This window comes from Ferrovibrio sp., assembly GCF_046297595.1.
Taxonomy (GTDB): Bacteria; Pseudomonadota; Alphaproteobacteria; order Ferrovibrionales; family Ferrovibrionaceae; genus Ferrovibrio.
In genome coordinates this window covers 171127-189395 of the sequence record NZ_JBKBHT010000006.1, presented here as the reverse complement: position 1 = coordinate 189395, position 18269 = coordinate 171127, and the positions used below count along the sequence as shown (strand labels likewise).

Sequence of the window (18269 nt, the reverse complement as noted above, 5' to 3'; positions counted from 1 at the left end):
GCTCTGGAGCTGACGATGGCGACGGGCAAGGCATCCAAATCCAAGGCGAAGTCGGCAGTCCAGACGTCTGCCGCCGACAGCATGTCTGTCGAACGCAACCTCACGCTGGAGGCAGTGCGTGTCACCGAGGCTGCCGCCATTGCCGCCGCGCGGCTGGTCGGTCATGGCGACGAGATGGCGGCCGACCAGGCCGCCGTGGACGCCATGCGCACGGCGCTCAACGGCCTGAACATCGACGGCACCATCGTGATCGGCGAGGGTGAGCGCGACGAGGCGCCGATGCTCTATATCGGCGAGAAGGTCGGTACCGGCAACGGCCCGCGCATCGACATCGCGCTGGACCCGCTGGAAGGCACCTCGATCACCGCCAAGGGCGGCAGCAACGCGCTCACCGTGATTGCTTTCGCCAATGCCGGCTGTTTCCTGAATGCGCCGGATGTCTACATGGACAAGATCGCCGTCGGTGGCGGCCTGCGCGAAGGCGTGGTCGATCTCGACCTGACGCCGGCCGAGAACCTGAAACGTCTGGCCGAGGCGAAAGGCATCGCCGTTTCCGAACTCACCGTCTGCATCCTCGACCGGCCGCGCCACATGGACATGATCGGGCAGGTGCGCGAGACCGGTGCGCGCATCGCGCTGATCTCGGATGGCGACGTCGCCGGCATCATCGCCACCACCGATCCCGATACCGGCATCGATATCTACATGGGTTCCGGCGGCGCGCCGGAAGGTGTGCTGGCGGCAGCGGCGCTGCGCTGCATCGGCGGCCAGATGCAGGGCCGGCTGATCTTCCGCAACGAGGACGAACGCAGCCGCGCCCGCCGGCTCGGCATCGAGAAGTTCGACCGCAAATACAACCTGACCGACCTCGCCTCGGGTGACGTGATCTTTTCCGCCACCGGCGTCACCGACGGCCCGCTGCTGCATGGCATCAAGCGGGTGCCGGGCGGCTTCAGGGCCAATTCGCTTGTCATGCGTTCGCAGACCGGCACGATCCGCCGCATCGACGCGGTCATCCGCGCGCCGATCTGAGCATGAACGGCCTGCTGAACGCGCCGGCCGTTTCCGAAACACCGTTCCTGGGCGTGACCCGGTCGGTGCAGGGCCGCCGCTGGCGCCTGCGCAATACCGACGAGCGGCTGGCACTGGCGCTGGCGCAGCAGGCAAGCCTGCCGGAAATCCTCGGCCGCGTGCTGGCCGGTCGCGGCATCGATCTCGAGATGCTGGAGGATTATCTCAATCCGTCGCTGCGCCGTCTGCTGCCCGATCCCTCGCGATTCCGCGACATGGATGCCGCAGCCGACCGGCTGGCCACCGCCATCGAGAAGGACGAGAAGGTCGCCGTGTTTGGCGACTATGACGTGGACGGCGCCACCTCCACGGCTTTGCTCAACCGGTTCTTCCGCGCCGTCGGCCGGCCGTTGCGTGTCTACATCCCCGACCGCCTGAAGGAAGGCTACGGCCCCAATGCACCGGCCTTGCGCCGATTGGCCGGCGAGGGCGTGAAAGTGGTCGTCACCGTCGATTGCGGCACGCTGGCCTTTGCCGCGCTGGAGGATGCCGCCACTGTCGGTCTGGATGTGATCGTGGCCGATCACCATCTCGCCGAGCCGGACCTGCCGCGTGCCGTGGCCATCGTCAATCCCAACCGTCTGGATGAGCAGCCCGGTTTCGGCCAACTCGCCGCCGTGGGCGTCACCTTCCTGCTGGTGGTGGCGGTGAACCGCCGCCTGCGTGAACGCGGTTTCTACAACACTGAACGCCCGGAGCCCAACCTGATGGGCTGGCTCGATCTGGTGGCGCTGGGCACGGTCTGCGATGTGGTGCCGCTCACCGGCCTGAACCGCGCGCTGGTGGGGCAGGGGCTGAAGATCCTGCGTGGACGCGGCAATGCGGGGCTGGCCGCGCTGGCCGACGTGGCCGGCGTGAACGAGCCGCCCGGCACCTATCATCTGGGCTTCCTGCTCGGGCCGCGCGTGAATGCCGGCGGGCGGGTCGGCCAGGCCGATCTGGGCACACGGCTGTTGTCCTGCGACGATCCGCGCGAGGCTGCCGCCATGGCCGCCGAGCTTGATCGTTACAATCGCGAGCGGCAGGAGATCGAGGCCGGCGTTTTGCTGGAAGCCATGCAGGAGCTGGAGCATGTGCCCGAAACGGCGGCGTTGGCGCTGGTGGCGCGGCAAGGCTGGCATCCCGGCGTGATCGGCATCGTGGCGGCCCGCATCCGCGAGGCGGCCGGCCGGCCCAGCTTTGTGATCGCGCTGGATGAGAATGGCCCAGGAGGAGTCGTTCTGGGCAAGGGCTCGGGCCGCTCGATTCCCGGCGTCGATCTCGGCGCCGCCGTGGTGGCGGCCAGCCAGGCCGGCCTGCTGGTGAATGGCGGCGGCCATGCCATGGCGGCCGGCCTGACGGTGGAAGCCAGCAAGCTCAACGATCTGAAGGCCTTCCTCAACGAGCGCCTGTGCGACGCGGTGATACGCGCCGGGGCTTCCGCCTCGCTGGGTTTCGATGGCGCGGTCGGCATCGGCGGCTGCAATATCGACCTGTATGAAAAGCTGGAACAGCTCGGTCCCTATGGTTCGGGCAACCCCGAACCGCGCTTCGCGCTCACCGCCGCCCGCGTGATCACCGCCGATGTTGTGGGCGAAAAACATGTGCGCTGCCTGCTGGCCGGCGGCGACGGCAGCGGCCCGCGCCTGAAGGCCATCGCCTTCCGCAGCATCGAGGGCGAGCTTGGTCCGGCCCTGTTGCAGGCGCGCCAGACCGGCGCACCGCTGCATCTGGGTGGCCATCTGCGCGCCGACTACTGGCGCGGCGAACGCCGGGTGCAGTTCGTGCTGGAGGATGCCGCGCAGCCTGCCGGCTGAGCGAGCGTCAGATTTTCGGCGGCGTCAGGCGGCCGCGCACCCGTTCGCGATGGAAGACATACAAGCCGCTGGCCACGATCAGAACGATGCCGGCCGTGGCGAGGTCGTTGGGCACATCGCCCCAGACCAGCCAGCCAAGCAGCAGAGCCCAGAGCAGTCCGGTATACCGCAGCGGCACGATCACCGGCACTTCGGCATGGCGGAACGCCTCCACCGCCAGCTGGTAGCCGGCGGCGATGAACAGCGCGGACAGGGTCAGGAAAATGCTTTCGCGCCAGCCCATCGCGACCCAGCCCTCGACCAGAGCCAGCCCCAGCGCCACCACGGCCATCATGCCCACATTGGTGAGGATGACGATCAACGAGGGGATCGCAGCGTCGATGCGGCGTGTGACCAGGTCGCGCACCACGATGCAGATCACCGCGCCTACCGCCAGAATCGAATAGGCATTGAAATTCTCGGCGCGCGGTTGCACCACCAGCAGAACCCCGAGGAAGCCCGCCACGATGGCACCCCAGCGCCGCCAGCCCACCGGTTCGCGCAGCACGACCGCCACCACGGCCGTCATCATCAGGGGCGAAGCCATGTTGATCGCCATCATGTTGCCGATCGGCATATGGAACAGAGCGATCATGTAGAGGTAGCTGCCGGCCAGGTCGGTCGTGGCGCGCAGCAGCACCCGGCGGTCGACCATCATGCCGATCTGCCGCGTGACGCCGCGGGCATGGGCGATGCCCAGGATCACCGCCGTGGCGATCAGGCCGCGTACCGCCATGATCTGGTTGGCCGGCACGGTGTCATAGACCAGCTTGCACAGGGCCTCGTTCACCACGAAGAGGATGATGGCGAGCAGGAAAAAGATGATGCCCCGGCGATTGCCGGTGCCCAGAATCTGGTCGAGGGTCATGAAAGGGGCGGTTATTTCTTCGCCGCCGGATCAGCGTGAATGGGATCGACCCATGCCACGTTCTCGGGCTTTTCCACCGGCTCGATATCCAGGTTCACGACGACAGGATCCTGCCCTGAGCGCACCAGCACGCATTCCAGCGTTTCGTCGCTGCTGGCATTGATCTCCTGGTGCGGCACGTATGGCGGCACGAAGATGAAATCGCCCGGTCCGGCCTCGGCCACGAATTCCAGGTTGTTGCCCCAGCGCATGCGCGCCTTGCCCTTCACCACATAGATCACGCTTTCCAGGTCGCCGTGGTGATGCGCGCCGGTCTTGGCATTGGCATGGATATGCACGGTGCCGGCCCAGATCTTCTGCGCACCGACACGCGCGAAGTTGATCGCGGTGGCCCGGTTCATGCCGGTCGTCTGTCCGGCCGTGGTGGGATCGAGCTGGTCGGCCGGAATCACCCGCACGCCGTCATGCTTCCAGTCGGTGTGGTGGTGATCGTGGCCCATGGTTTCCTCCGTATGCGGCACGGAAGATGGTAGGGAGGCGAAACGGTCAGGGCAAGCCTTTAGCCCTTGTGGCGTGGATCCAGTGCGTCGCGCAGGCCGTCGCCCAGCAGGTTGAACGACAGCACGACCACGAAGATCGAAAGGCCGGGGTAAATCGCCATCCATGGTGCCTGGGTGAGGAAGTCCTTTGCCGTGTTCAGCATGCTGCCCCAGCTTGGTGCCGGCGGCTGCTGGCCCAGGCCGAGGAAGGACAGGCTGGCTTCGGCGATGATGGCCGATGCAATCGTCAGCGTGGCCTGCACCATCAATGCGGGCCAGATGTTGGGCAGGATATGGCGGAAGGCGATGCGGAAGGGCGGATTGCCGACGGCCAGCGCCGCCTCGATGTAATCCTCCACCTTCACGGCCTGCACCTGTGCGCGCGTCAGGCGGATGAAGATCGGCGCGGCCGAGATGCCGATGGCGATCATCGCGTTGGTGAGGCTGGGGCCGAGAAAGGCGGCCAGTGCGATGGCCAGGATCAGGAAAGGTACGGCCAGCATGGCATCGGTGAAGCGCATGATCACGCCATCCACCAGCCCGCCGGCATAGCCCGACAGCAGCCCGACGGGAATGCCGATCAGCAGGGCGAGGAAGACCGAGATCACGCCGGCGAACAGCGAAGCGCGGGCACCATGGATCACGCGCGAAAGCACGTCGCGGCCCAGTTCGTCGCCGCCGAAGGGATGTTCCATGGTTGGCGCGGCGCGCAGCGCGCCCCAGTCGGCTTCGGTGGGATCGTATGGCGCCACCACATCGGCCAGCACGGCCAGCAGCAGGAAGGCGACCACCACCACCAGGCCGACGACGGCGCCCTTGCGCTTCAGCAGGCGGCGGAAGGCGCGCCGTGCCGGGCTTTCCTCGCGCGGCGCGGTCTTGGCCGCGTCGTCCATCGTCACGGCACTCATGCGCGCAGCCTCGGATTGACCAGGAAGTAGGCGATGTCGGCCAGCAGGTTCAGTACGATATAGGCGGTGGCGGTACACAGCACGACGCCCTGGACGACGGCATAGTCGCGGTTGAACACGGCATCGACGATCAGCTTGCCGAAGCCGGGGATGGAAAAAATCTGTTCGGTCAGCACGGCGCCCGACAGGAGCTGGCCGAATTCCAGCGCGCCCAGCGTGATCACCGGCACGGCGGCATTGCGCAGGGCATGTTTGCCGATCACCACCTTCTCGCGCAGGCCTTTCGCCCGCGCGGTGCGGATATAGTCGCTGGACAGAACCTGCAGCATGGCGCTGCGGGTGTGGCGCATCATCACCGCGGCAATGCCGGTGCCCAGCACGAAAGCGGGCATGATCATGGATTCCAGGTTGCCGATGGGATCTTCCAGCGGACTGACATACCCCGATGCCGGCAGCCAGCCGAGTTCCACCGAAAACAGCAGGATCATCATGATGCCAAGCCAGAAATTGGGCGTGGAAAGACCCCACAGGCCGACGACATTGGCGACATAATCGGGCCATCGCCCGTTATAGAGCGCCGAGATCATGCCGGCCGGCAGGCCGATACCCAAAGCCACCAGCATGGACAGGAACGCGAGTTCGATAGTGACGGGCAGCTTTTCCAGCAGAAGCTGCGAGACCGGGAGCTGGATGCGGATGGACTCGCCGAAATCGCCCTGCAGCACGCCGCCGATCCAGATCAGGTAGCGCTCGTGGATCGGCTTGTTGAGGTGATACTTCTCGCGGATCTGCGCGATGGTTTCCGGATCGCGTTCCTCGCCGGCCATGGCAATCGCCGGATCGCCGGGCAGCAGTTGCTGCAGCCCGAAGATGATGATCGACACGAAGAGCAGTGTCGGCAGCAGGATGGCCAGGCGGCGGAACAGGAAACGGGTCATGGGACTCTGGTCAAAGAGGAAAGGGGATCGCGGTTGAGCCGCGATCCCCGGGTGTCATCAGCCCAGCTTCATGCCGGTGAAGCGGATCAGGCCGTCGGGATACTCCTTGAAGCCCTGCAGCTTGTTGCCATAAGCCCACAGCCACTTGCGATGCAGCAGGTAGATGATCGGGCGTTCGGCCACCACGATGGCGGCGGCCTTGTTCCAGGCGGCCTGGCGCTGGGCCATGTCGGTGGTCAGGCGGCTGTCGTTCAGGATCTCGTCCAGCGCCGGGTTGCAGATGCCGGAATAGTTCAGCGGCTGCTTGCAGGCATGGAAGCTGTAGAGATTGCCGTCCGGATCGGGCCGGCCGCTCCAGGCCAGGATATAGGCCTCGAAATCGCCCTTGTCGGCCATGTTCAGCGAGGTGGCGAATTCGGTGGCCTGGATGCGCACGTCGAAGCCTGCTTCCTTGGCCATGGCCTGCACCACCTGGGCGATGTTGCGGGCATCCGTTGTGGTTGGCGTGACGAGGTTCACCACCGGGTTCGGGTTGCCGGCCTCTTTCAGCAGTGCCTTGGCCTTGGCCACGTCACGCTTGGGCATCGGCGACGACTTGGCATAATACGGGCTGGTCGGCGCGACCCACTGGTTGCCCGGCGTGGCCAGGCCGTCGAACACAACCTTGTTGATCCCGTTGCGGTCTAGCGACAGCTCAAAGGCCTCGCGGATCTTCTGGCTCGAGCCCAGGGCCGAGGTCTTGGCCTTGTCGCTTTTGCCGATGTTGATGGTGATGCCGTAATAGCCGATTTCGGTGATTGAACCGAATTTCAGCTTCGAGTCCTTCTGCACGCCGGGCACGTCGGTGGCGGCCAGGCGTTCGAGGATATCAAGCTGGCCCGAACGCAGGTTGGCCAGACGCACGGTGGCGTCGATGAAGGGGCGGAACTCGATGCGCTGGAAGTGGATGTTGGCCTTGTTCCAGTAACCGTCGAACTTCTCCAGCACGATGCGGTCCTGCGCGACGCGCTCGACGAACTTGAATGGGCCGGCGCAGACCGGCGCGGTGGCGAACTTGTCGCCCAGCGCCTTGCCGGCCTTGGGCGAGATCATCATGCCGGCGCGGTCGGTCAGCGTGGCCAGCAGCGGCGCGAATGGCGCGGCGGTGTTCAACTTCACGGTCAGCGGATCGACCACATCGACCGAAGTCACGGCCGAAAGCTCGCCACGGCGCTGCGAGCCCTGCATGGTCTTGTGGCGCTCGATGTTGTACTTCACCGCTTCGGCGTCGAATTTCTCGCCGTCATGGAACGTCACGCCCGGACGCAGCTTGAAGGTCAGGCTCTTGTTGTCGGCCGACCAGCTCCATTCGGTGGCCAGCTGCGGCACGACTTTCAGGTCGGGCGAGATATCCACCAGCTTGTCGCAAAGCGCCGAGAAGACGACGCGGCCGACGAAGGTGCGGGCCAGCGTGGGATCCAGCGCGTCGGGATCTTCGGCCAGGCCGAATTTCAGCGTCTGGGCCGAAGCCGATGACATGGCGCCGGGTGCCGCCGCCATGAGTAACGCCGCCAAGGCGGCATAGGTAGCGTGTCTGAACATGTCTGCCTCTCTCCTGTTGGTTATTCGGTCTGGGTAACGGGTTCGCTGAATTTCGTCTGCAACCGCGCCAGGCGCGCGGCGCCAGGCCGGTCGCTTTCGACGGGCAGGGGGGCTGCGGCCGGCAATTCGCGCCAGCGATGGCAGGCGACACTGTGTCCGGCGGCGGTGTCTTCCATGACCGGCTTGGCCTGCCGGCACAGATCGACGGCGAAGGGGCAGCGCGTATGGAAACGGCAGCCGGCCGGCGGGTCGATCGGGCTGGGCACGTCGCCGGTCAGAATGATCCGCTGGCGGTTCGCCTTGGGCTGCGGAACCGGAATGGCCGAGAGCAGGGCGCGGGTATAGGGGTGGCGCGGCACGGCAAACAGCTCGGTTGCCGGCGCGATCTCGACGATATGGCCCAGATACATCACAGCGATACGCTGCGAGATATGGCGCACCACGGCCAGGTCATGGGCGATGAATACCAGCGCGATCCCAAAGCGGGCCTGCAGGTCCTTCAGCAGGTTCAGCACCTGCGCCTGCACCGAAACGTCCAAGGCTGAAACCGCCTCGTCGGCCACGATCAGGTTAGGCTGTACGGCCAGCGCGCGGGCGATGCCGATGCGCTGGCGCTGGCCGCCGGAGAATTCATGGGGGTAGCGCCGTGCGTGCGCGGGCCTCAGGCCGACCAGGTCGAGCAGCTCCTCGACGCGGGCCTTGCGCTTTTCCGGCGGCACCAGACCATGCAGCATCAGCGGCTCGGCCAGGATGTCGCCCACCGTCATACGCGGATTCAGGGACGCATACGGGTCCTGGAACACCAGTTGCATCTCGCGGCGCAGATCGCGCAGGGCGTGGCCCTCAAGGCGAGTGATGTCGCGGCCGTCATAGCGGATCGTGCCGGCAGTGGGTTCCAGCAGGCGCAGCACCAGCCGCCCGGTGGTGGATTTGCCGCAGCCGCTTTCACCCACCAGGCTCAAGGTCTCGCCGGCCTTCAGGCTGAAACTCACGTCATCGACGGCCGAGACATGGCTGACCGGCCGGCCCAGCCAGTTGGTCTTGGCCGTGAAATGTTTGGTCAGGCCGCTGACGTCGAGAAGGTTGCTCATGCCACGATACTCATTCAAGCGGCGCCTTCCAGCAGGCCACGGCGTGGCTGGCCGCCACCTCGCGCAGTTCAGGCACAGCCTGCCGGCATTCGGCATCGGCGAAGGGGCAGCGCGGGTTGAAGCGACAGCCCGGCGGCGGGTTCATCGGATCGGGAACGCTGCCCTGGATGGCGGGCAGATGCTCGCGCGTGACGTCCAGACGCGGGATCGAGCCGAGCAGGCCGATGGTGTAGGGATGCTGCGGCTCGGCGAACAGCCGCTCGACCGGTGCCTTCTCCACGATGCGGCCGGCATACATTACGGCAACTTCATCGGCCATCTCGGCGATCACGCCCATGTCGTGGCTGATCAGCAGGATGGCGGTGCCCAGGTCGCGCTGCAGCTCGCGCAGCAGGTCGAGAATCTGCGCCTGCACGGTCACGTCCAGCGCGGTGGTCGGCTCGTCGGCGATCAGCAGCTCCGGACCGCAGGCCAAAGCCATGGCGATCATCACACGCTGGCGCATGCCGCCGGAAAGCTGGTGCGGATAATCGTCGATGCGTTTTTCCGGCGCGGGGATCTTCACCTTGCGCAGCATGGCAATCGCCTGATCGCGGGCCTGCGCCGCGCTCACGCCCTTGTGGCGGATCAGGCCCTCCGTGAGCTGGTCGCCGATGGTGAAGGCGGGGTTCAGCGAGGTCATCGGTTCCTGGAAGATCATCGCCAGGCGATTGCCGCGCAGATTGCTCATGGCTTCGGCATTCAGGCAGCTCAGGTCCTGCCCGGCAAACCGGATGCTGCCGCCGGCGACACGCGCCCCGGTCTTGGGCAGCAGGCCCATCACGGTCAGTGACGTGACCGACTTACCACAGCCGCTTTCGCCCACAATGCCCAGCGTCTTACCGCCATCGACGGCGAAGCTGACGCCATCCACGGCTCGGAACTCGCCGTCAGCGTCGGTGGCGAAATGGGTGCGCAGGTCGTCGACTTCCAGCAGGGCCATCAGCCGGCCTCCTGCTGCAGTTGTTCCAGTCGTTGCGCCTCGGCTTCGATCACGCTGCGGTCCCACACGCCGCTCGGATTCTCGCGCGTGGCCATGAATTTCGAGAAGGCCGCGAAGCGCCCCTGCGAAAGCGCGTATAGCCGGCGCAACTCGGCCAGCGGCTCGGCATGATCGTCCACGCGCAGACTCAGCGCCGGGTAATCCTCGGTGGTGAAGACGATCAGCGCCGCCGATTGTTTGCCGCGCTTGTCGCCGCCCTCGGCCTGGCCGGCATCCAGCGCGTCGATCAGGCGCTCGGCGAAAGGTTTGGCGCTGGCGGCGAAGCTGGCATGGGTCGCGTTTATCACCGCTTCGCCGGCCAGCATGTTGCCAGCCACCGAGAATCCGTCGCCCGCCTTGTGGCCGCACCAGCCGATGCAGTCGCGGCCGGTATGCTGCGCCGTGCCGCCATGGCGGTCGACCAGATGCAATTGCCGCGTCTCGCGTCCCTGGTCGGAGGCGACGAGGCGTTCCATCACGCTTGCCGCCGGCACACCGTCTTTGAGCATGGCAATGCCGCGCGGCCCCCAGGTGGGATTGACCAGCGCCTGGGTCGCCAATGCGCCGGCATTGGCCGCCGCATGCGGGCAGAGCGCGCCGACAGCGAAGAACTTCGTCGTCACCGCCACGCCGAAGGCGCCGGTCTGGGCATCGCGGGCGACGATGGACCAGGTCATGGTTCCGTCACCGGCCGACGGCGTAGCCCTGCATGCCGCGCGGATTGGCGCCGGCGCGCAGCAGGGTGCCTTCGGGCGTTTCGTCGGTGGCGCAGGCGGTGAGGCGGCCTTCCGACCAGTCGCCGCCGACCTCCACCTTGTGGCCGCGCTCCTTCAGCTTCTCAATCGTGGCCTTGGGGAAGCGGCCTTCCAGCGCCAGATGGCCCGGCTTGGCCGCGCGCGGATAGAAGGAGGAGGGGAAATGTTCGGTATGCCAAGCGGGACCGTCGATGGCCTCCTGCAGGTTCATGCCGTGATGCACGAGTTTCAGGAACAACTGCGGCTGCCACTGGTCCTGCTGGTCGCCGCCCGGCGTGCCGAAGGCGAGGGCGGGCTTGCCATCCTTCAGCGCCATCGAGGGCGACAGCGTGGTGCGCGGCCGCTTGCCGGGCAGCAGCGAGTTTGGCAGTCCTTCTTCCAGCCAGAACATCTGCGCGCGCGTGCCGAGGCAGAAGCCGAGTTCCGGAATCGTGGGCGAGGATTGCAGCCAGCCGCCCGAGGGCGTGGCCGAGACCATGTTGCCCCAGCGGTCGATCACATCGACATGGCAGGTATCGCCACTGATCGCGCCGCGCTTCGTCACCGCGCCGTCGCTGCCGGCCAAGCGGCCCACGGTGGGCTCGCCCACGCCCACGCCGCCGGCTTCGCCGGCCTTGATCGAGGTGAGTTTCGCCGCCTTGCCCATCGGATTGCCCGGCCGCATGTCGAGCGAAGCGTAAGGCCCGATCAGCTCGGCGCGCTGGGCGTTATAAGCATCCGACAGCAGGTCGGCCATCGGCACGTCGACGAAATTCGGGTCGCCATACCAGGCCTCGCGGTCGGCGAAGGCCAGCTTGGCGGCTTCGACCACGGTATGCACGAAGTCGGGGCCCGCCGGTTCCATGGCATCGAGGTCGAAATGCTTCAAGATCGCAAGCTGCTGCAGGAAAGCGGGGCCCTGGCTCCAGGGCCCGCATTTCGCCACGGTCCAGCCGCGGTAATCATAGGTCAGCGGCGTCTCGACCTGCGCCTGCCATTTCGCCATGTCGTCGCCGCTCAAAACCCCGCGATGGCGCCGGCCCGAGGCATCCATGGCTTCGGTGTTGGCACAGAATCTGTCGATGGCCTCGGCCACGAAGCCTTCGCGCCAAGCCCGCCGCGCCGCATCGATCCGCTGTTCGCGGCTGCCGCCACGATCCGTGCCGGCCTTCACCAGTTTGCGATAGGTTTCGGCCAGGCCTTCCTGTTTGAACAGCGCAAAGGCCTTGGGCAATGCGCCGGTCTTGTCGAGCCAGACGGCGCCGGAGGTTTTCCACTCATCCTTGAACAGCTGCTGCACCGTGGCGATGGTGTCGATCACGCGCGGCACCAGCGGGCAGCCATGGGCGGCATAATGGATCGCCGGCGCCAGCGCGTCGGCGATGTCGATGGTGCCGTAATCGCGCAGCATCAACAGCCAGCCATCCACCGCACCCGGCACGCAGGGGGCCAGCAGGCCCGAGCCGGGAATGAGGTCGAGCCCCAGCGACTTGAAATGCGCGATGCTGGCCTTGGCCGGCGACGGGCCTTGGCCGCACAGGACGTCGATGCGCTTGCCGCGTGCATCCCACATCAGGGCGGGCAGGTCGCCGCCGGCGCCATTCAGGTGCGGTTCGCACAGATGCAGCACGAAACCCGCCGTCACCGCCGCATCGAAGGCATTGCCGCCGCGCTCCAGCACGCCCATCGCCGCGGACGATGCAATCCAGTGCGTGGTGGCGACCACGCCGAAGGTGCCCTTGATTTCCGGGCGGGTGGTGAAGGCGAAGGGGGCTTTGAACATGATCGACCTTGAAAGCTGCCTTGAAAGCTGAAGGGCTAGGACTGGACGGGATCGGTATTCAGGGCGCGCTGCAGGTTTTCCTGGTGCAGGGCGATATGCTGGCGCATCACGGCGGCGGCGCGCGTGGCATCGCGCGCGGCGATCGCTTCGGCGATATCCAGATGCTGCTGCGCCGAGAGGCGCTTGCCGTCGGGCGTACGCGCACGGGCGCGCATGCTCTGCCAGGCGGAATCGTAGCGGATCTTGTCGATCACCTCGAACAGGTCGAGGAACAGCCGGTTGCCGGCGGCCTCGGCGATGCAGCGGTGGAAGGCGCTGTCCCAGCGTTCCAGGGTGGCGGGGTCGGCATCGGCCTCACGGCCGGCCAGCCGTTCGGCCAGTTTGCGGATCATGGCGACCTGCTCGGCGCTGGCACGATGGGCAGCCAGTTGTGCCAGGGTCGGCTCCAGATTCAGCCGCACCTCCATGATCTCGTAGAAATTGGTGCGGCTGGCGAGTCGCGAGAGTGTCGGGGCAGAGAGCGCGGGGGCGGGGCCGATGAAGGTGCCCTTGCCCTGGCGGCGCCAGATTTTGCCCTCGGCCTCCAGCTCGGCCAGCGCCTGGCGTACCACGCGGCGACTGACGTTGAGCTGGGCTGCGAGGCTGCGTTCGGTGGGCAGCGGTTCGTTCGGCCGGCCGGCATGGTCCTGCAGCAACCGGCGCAGCAGCGCCATGGCATCGGCGACAGCGGAACGGGCCTGGAAGGGCTGGCGGGGCATTTCGTTCATGGGCATCGAACCTAAAAGAAATGGTACATGTATACAATCGGAAAAATACGCTAAATCCGCTGAATTGTTGAGCAAAATGCTGCCTCTTCGGGCAAATTGATGGTGGGTGGCTCGTACCAATGCAGAATTGGTGCGCAGCTCTTGGCCTGCCGCCCGGCCAAGTGCCGGCACGGGCTCGATTTCCCGGACAGCGGCTATTGATTTGTGCAGGCCTAACCGCTACACAGCGCCTCGCGCCGGGCGACCGGCGCCGCGGTCCACACATGATTCGGACCGCCACAGGCCGACCCCATCGTCTAGAGGCCTAGGACGTCACCCTTTCACGGTGAAGACACGGGTTCGACTCCCGTTGGGGTCGCCATTTCCCTCCGGCGACATTTCCTTTTTCCTTTTCTGTGGACGGCTGGTGCTGCCGCACCATTTTCGTTTTGTTAAGGCAAGGTGGGCGACATAAGAAATTAGGTTGCAACAGGAGCCTCGATGTCCAGCCCCCAGTCTGCCGACAGCGATTTGTCTATTGCCGAATCTGCACTGCAGCGTGGCGAGGATGATGCAGCATTGCAGATATTCAACAGCATCGTGCGAAATGTTGAAACCCGGGCGTCTGGCTGGTACGGCATAGCTCGCTGCATGCAGGCTCTGGGACGTGACGAAGACGCGCTGCGGCCGATGCTGTGCGCTCTGGTTTACGGTTTCAACGACCCTCAGATCTGCTCGACTGTCCTTCAGCATTTGGCTCAGGGCGACCGGGCCATGCGGATCGTACCGGTAATGCAAGGCCTACTGCCGTCGCCTGCGACGGCGTCAGGTTTGTTCGGTGCACTGGCACAGCAGGCGGCAAGCGGCGACAAAGAATTCCGGATCGAATTGATGCGGGTGGCTTATCAGCTCGACCCGGGTAATCCCAAATGGCGCCGCCGTCTCGTTTCGATGCTGGCAAGTTCACACTGCAGTGTTGAGATTGTCCGCATTCTTGATGGGGTGCCTGAGGTCGAGCTTGATCCGGTCGAGCGGCAGACCCTGGCTATGGCGCGTGCGCTATTGCACGAACAGGACCGGCTTGCTCAGCTTGAGTTGCAACTTAAGGACGGGACGTTGGATCAGGTGCGGCGCGCACAGGTCATGCTGCAGACCAACGTTGCGGAGCGCAGCGTGAACAGCCTGGAATTCCAGCTGATTGCCCGCAACACGCCTTATATGGATTTTCCTGCTTACCTGCATCTGGAGACGCTGGCGGTGTGCAATGCCGCCTGCAATTTCTGCCCGTATCCAACACTGGAGCGCCAGGGAACAAGGATGTCGGATGAACTTATCGCGAAGATTCTGCGTGATCTAGAGGATATTCCGAGTTCGATAAAATTCACCATTGCTCCGCTCAAGGTCAGCGATCCTTTTCTTGAGAAACGACTATTCTCAATAATGGAAACAGCTGCCGAGCGCCTGCCTTCGGCGAGCTTTTCTCTCATTACCAATGGATCGGCGATGACGGACAGGAATCTCGAACGTCTGACCGGAATTCAGAATATCATACAGCTGTCCATTTCCCTGAATGATCATCGCCCTGAAGTCTACCGCGAAGTGATGGGCATTCCCTTCGAGCGGACAGTTGAGCGCATGCGGGCATTGCATAAACGTTATGAGAACCGCGACTATGATTTCGAAGTTGTTGTCAGTCGCGTCTCGGACGGTACGCCGGCTGACCTCGATTTTGTCAAATGGGGCCGACGGGAATTCCCCGCTTTCACCTTTGGGCTGGTGCCGCGTAACGATTGGATCGGCCAGATGGACTTGGCGACCTCTATCGACACTGTCCCCGACATGGGCTGCAATCGCTGGTACATGATGTCGATCACTGCCACGGGCAAGGTCGCCTTGTGTTGTATGGACGGTGAAGAGAAATATGTCGTGGGCGACGTATCGAAGCAGCATCTGCTCGAAATCTACAATCTTCCGGATTATCGGATCATGCGGAAAACGATGGCCAGCCGCCGTCAGGCCGCCGCGCCCTGCAATGGTTGCACCTATGTGTGACCTTCCTGTTTGACGTTGTGCCTCGATAACCGCGGAACAATCGCCATGGATCCATTCCTGCAGGCCGCCATCGACGAGGCCCGGGCCGGCCGCGATGAGGGCGGCATTCCCGTCGGATCGGTGATCGTGCACCAGGGCCGCATCATCGGTCGTGGCCACAATCGCCGCGTACAACAGGGCAGTGTCATCCTGCATGGCGAGATGGATGCGTTTGAGAAGGCCGGGCGCCAGCCGGCCAGCATCTATCGCGACTGCACGCTCTATACGACGCTGTCGCCCTGTTCGATGTGCAGCGGCGCGATTCTGCTCTACGGCATTCCGAAGGTCGTGATCGGCGAGAACCGCACCTTCATGGGCGAGGAAGACCTGCTGCGCTCGCGCGGCGTGCAGGTGGAGGTGCTGCAGGATGAAACCTGCATTGGCCTGATGCGCGACTTCATCGCGGCCAAGCCGGAATTGTGGAATGAGGATATTGGCGTCTGATCATCCATGGCTCGTAGCGAGTAGCGACAAGTATGGGCGGCGTTACTGAAAAATAATCACGGCTATTAATTGTATATTCAAATGCAACTAAATAGAGACGTCGGGGAAGAATAACAAAAACGGAAATCACCCCGATGTCCGATACCGCGCCCGTCCTCACCGCCATCGACAAGGCGGTGTCAGCCCATGCCCAGTGGAAGAACCGGCTGCGGGTGGCGGTGGAAACCCGCCAGAGCGATATCACACCGGATCATGCCTGCAAGGACAATCTCTGCCAGTTCGGCAAATGGCTGTATGGCGATGCTCTCGGCATTTCGCGCGCGGAGAAGGGTGCCGATTACGAGGCGATCCGGCACATGCATGCCGAATTCCATGTCCAGGCAGCCGAGACGCTGAAGAAGGCACTGGCCGGCGACCGCGCCGGCTACGATGTCGATACCGCGCCGACCGGCCGTTTCCACATCATCTCCACGGAACTGACTCAGGCTTTGCTGCTGTGGCATCGCCGTCTGCAGCGCCAGTACGGCGCCGGACGCGAAGCCGCCGGCAGCCTGTTCGGCGCGTTGTCGCCCCATGCGCTGATCGTCGCCAACGCGGTTGTGTCGCTGGGTGTGCTGCTGCTCGCCGGCGGCCTGCTGGTCTTCGCGCCCGGCCTTGCCGAGGGTGGCGCGCGGTATGGCCTGATCGGACTGGTCGCTGCCGGCCTGGTCGTCAGCCTGCTGCTCTGCCTGTCGCTCAGCCGTCTGGTCGGCGGCAACCTGCGCACGGCAATCAGAGCGGTGGAACAACTCAGCCGAGGCGACTATGGCATCCAGGTGCCCGGCGGAACGCGGCAGGACGATTTCGGTGATCTGGCGCGCGGCGTCATCACCATGCAGGAGGCGGCCATCGATGCCGCCCGCGTGCACAGCGCGGTGAACGGCACGCGCAGTGGCATCGTCGTCTGCGACACCGCCGGCAGGATCGTCTTTGCCAACAACGCCATGCTCGACATGCTTGGCCTGGTCGAAGGTGAAATCCAGAAACATCATGCCGGCTTCCGCGCCGACTCCCTGCTCGGGCAGCCGCTGGGCATGTTGCATGAAGGCATGCAGGGCCGCGATGCCAAGGCGGTCATTGCCGATTTCGCGCGGCCCCTGCGCCATGCCATCGGCCACATGATGTTCGAGATCGAGGCGGCGCCTGCGCGCAACCGGCGCGGCGAGCAGATCGGTGCCGTTCTACAATGGTCCGATGTCAGCCAGCTGGTTACGGTCGAGCACGAAATCAGCGGCCTGGTTCAGAAAGCCAATGCTGGCGATTTCTCGCAGCGCCTGGCGCTGGAGAACAAGAGCGGCTTCATGCGCGATATCGCGCGCGGCATCAACGACCTGGTCGGCACCTTCGCCACCGCCGTAGACGAGATCGATCGTGTCGCTTCGGGCCTCGCCGATGGCGACCTGACCCAGCGCGTGGCGGGCAACTACAGCGGCAAGCTCAGGCACCTGCAGGACAGCCTGAACGGCATGACCCTGAAGCTGACGGATTTCGCCGCCAAGCTGCGCGACAGCGTCGAGGTGGTGCGCGTCGCCGCCAACGACATTTCAGACGGCAGCGAGGATCTTGCCGGCCGCACCGAAAGCCAGGCAGCGCAACTCGAACAGTCGGTCGCGGCCATGCACGAGGTGACGCAAACGGTGAAACAGAGTTCCGACCACGCCCAGGAGGCTAACCGCCTTTCCGGCGAGGCGCGGCGGATCGCCGAGCGGGGCGGCAGCGTAGTGGAACAGGCTGTGGCCGCCATGGGCCGCATCGAGGGGAGCGCGGCGAAGGTGGTGGATATCGTCGGCCTGATCGACGAGATCGCCTTCCAGACCAACCTGCTGGCGCTCAACGCCTCGGTCGAAGCCGCCCGTGCCGGCGAGGCCGGAAAAGGTTTCGCCGTCGTGGCGCAGGAGGTGCGAGCCCTAGCCCAGCGCAGCGCCAATGCGTCAAAGGACATCAAGGCGCTGATCACGGAGTCGAATACCGAAGTGAACCAGGGCGCCGGACTTGTAAAGCAGACTGGCGAGGCGCTAAGCGAAATTGTCGGTGCCGTGCAGAATGTGTCGGGCATCATCGGCGAGATCGCCAATGCCAGCCAGGAGCAGACCACCGCGCTCAACGAGGTGAATATCGCCTTCACGGCGATGGACGAGATCACACAGAAGAACGCCGCGCTGGTGGAGGAAACCCACGCTTCCACGCAGATGCTGGCCAACCAGTCGAACATGCTGGCCGGTCTGGTGCGCTTTTTCCGCACCGGCGGCACTGAACAGGAGCGCCGCACCAGCCGTCGCGAGGCGGGTGGCCCGAACGATCATGTCACTTTTAGCGGCCGTCAGGTGCGGCTGTGCAACTGGAGTTCCGCCGGCCTGCTGTTCGGTCCGATGGACAACCCGCCGCCGGCCAACAAGGACATCACCGTGAAAGTGGATGTCGACATCGACGGCAGGATGTTTAGCTTCGATGCCGAGGTGAAGGTGGCGCGGGTGACCGACGGCTACGTCGGTGTCGGGTTCCGCCGGCTGGACCCCGAAATCCAGACGGCGATCCGTCGCCATTTCGGGCGGGAATAGGACTCGGAATAGGACAGGGCGG

The 18269-nt window shown here is 64.9% G+C and carries 15 protein-coding genes and 1 tRNA gene; 6 read left to right on the top strand and 10 right to left on the bottom strand.

The window, feature by feature from the left end; translation table 11 throughout:
* Positions 1-81 precede the first annotated feature (81 nt).
* Entirely contained in the window at positions 82-1032 is a 951-nt protein-coding gene (glpX, locus tag ACK4FJ_RS16300; protein WP_409767855.1) for a class II fructose-bisphosphatase, read from the top strand.
* A 2-nt stretch (positions 1033-1034) separates the two neighbouring features.
* Positions 1035-2867: a single-stranded-DNA-specific exonuclease RecJ gene (gene recJ, locus ACK4FJ_RS16295; protein WP_409767782.1), complete on the top strand. Its 1833-nt coding sequence runs from the start codon at positions 1035-1037 to the stop codon at positions 2865-2867.
* 7 nt (positions 2868-2874) lie between these two features.
* On the opposite strand, the gene ACK4FJ_RS16290 is transcribed toward recJ, so the two are convergent.
* The 10 genes from ACK4FJ_RS16290 to ACK4FJ_RS16245 are packed head-to-tail and all read right to left on the bottom strand — an operon-like array spanning position 2875 to position 13136.
* Positions 2875-3774: a DMT family transporter gene (locus tag ACK4FJ_RS16290; RefSeq protein ID WP_409767781.1), complete on the bottom strand. Its 900-nt coding sequence runs from the start codon at positions 3772-3774 to the stop codon at positions 2875-2877.
* Between the two features lie 11 nt (positions 3775-3785).
* Entirely contained in the window at positions 3786-4274 is a 489-nt protein-coding gene (locus ACK4FJ_RS16285) for a cupin domain-containing protein (RefSeq protein ID WP_409767779.1), read from the bottom strand.
* Positions 4275-4333: 59 nt separating this feature from the next.
* Positions 4334-5221 carry an ABC transporter permease gene (locus ACK4FJ_RS16280; protein WP_409767778.1) on the bottom strand — a complete coding sequence of 296 codons (888 nt, stop codon included), beginning with the start codon at positions 5219-5221 and terminating at the stop codon, positions 4334-4336.
* Positions 5218-6159 carry an ABC transporter permease gene (locus ACK4FJ_RS16275; RefSeq protein ID WP_409767777.1) on the bottom strand — a complete coding sequence of 314 codons (942 nt, stop codon included), beginning with the start codon at positions 6157-6159 and terminating at the stop codon, positions 5218-5220. The genes ACK4FJ_RS16280 and ACK4FJ_RS16275 overlap by 4 nt, the downstream gene beginning before the upstream one ends.
* A gap of 57 nt (positions 6160-6216) precedes the next feature.
* Positions 6217-7740, bottom strand: coding sequence for an ABC transporter substrate-binding protein (locus tag ACK4FJ_RS16270; protein WP_409767776.1), 1524 nt, complete (start codon positions 7738-7740; stop codon positions 6217-6219).
* A 20-nt stretch (positions 7741-7760) separates the two neighbouring features.
* Positions 7761-8831, bottom strand: coding sequence for an ABC transporter ATP-binding protein (locus ACK4FJ_RS16265; protein WP_409767775.1), 1071 nt, complete (start codon positions 8829-8831; stop codon positions 7761-7763).
* A 10-nt stretch (positions 8832-8841) separates the two neighbouring features.
* On the bottom strand, positions 8842-9813 hold the full coding sequence (locus ACK4FJ_RS16260) for an ABC transporter ATP-binding protein (protein ID WP_409767774.1): 972 nt from the start codon (positions 9811-9813) through the stop codon (positions 8842-8844).
* Positions 9813-10529 (bottom strand): DUF1028 domain-containing protein, encoded by a 717-nt coding sequence (locus ACK4FJ_RS16255; protein WP_409767773.1) that lies wholly within the window; start codon positions 10527-10529, stop codon positions 9813-9815. Before ACK4FJ_RS16255 ends, ACK4FJ_RS16260 begins: the two co-directional genes overlap by 1 nt.
* Positions 10530-10536: 7 nt before the next feature.
* Positions 10537-12369 carry a gamma-glutamyltransferase family protein gene (locus tag ACK4FJ_RS16250; protein ID WP_409767772.1) on the bottom strand — a complete coding sequence of 611 codons (1833 nt, stop codon included), beginning with the start codon at positions 12367-12369 and terminating at the stop codon, positions 10537-10539.
* Between the two features lie 35 nt (positions 12370-12404).
* On the bottom strand, positions 12405-13136 hold the full coding sequence (locus tag ACK4FJ_RS16245; protein WP_409767771.1) for a FadR/GntR family transcriptional regulator: 732 nt from the start codon (positions 13134-13136) through the stop codon (positions 12405-12407).
* Between the two features lie 285 nt (positions 13137-13421).
* Between ACK4FJ_RS16245 and ACK4FJ_RS16240 the strand changes: the two genes are divergently transcribed.
* The 4 genes from ACK4FJ_RS16240 (at position 13422) to ACK4FJ_RS16225 (ending at position 18247) form a co-directional block, all read left to right on the top strand.
* Positions 13422-13497, top strand: a tRNA-Glu gene (locus ACK4FJ_RS16240).
* Positions 13498-13616: 119 nt separating this feature from the next.
* The gene (locus ACK4FJ_RS16235; protein WP_409767769.1) at positions 13617-15167 is read left to right on the top strand and encodes a radical SAM protein; all 1551 of its coding nucleotides are present in this window, start codon (positions 13617-13619) and stop codon (positions 15165-15167) included.
* A 45-nt stretch (positions 15168-15212) separates the two neighbouring features.
* Entirely contained in the window at positions 15213-15650 is a 438-nt protein-coding gene (locus tag ACK4FJ_RS16230; protein WP_409767768.1) for a nucleoside deaminase, read from the top strand.
* A gap of 134 nt (positions 15651-15784) precedes the next feature.
* The gene (locus ACK4FJ_RS16225; RefSeq protein ID WP_409767767.1) at positions 15785-18247 is read left to right on the top strand and encodes a methyl-accepting chemotaxis protein; all 2463 of its coding nucleotides are present in this window, start codon (positions 15785-15787) and stop codon (positions 18245-18247) included.
* The last annotated feature ends 22 nt before the right edge of the window (positions 18248-18269 follow it).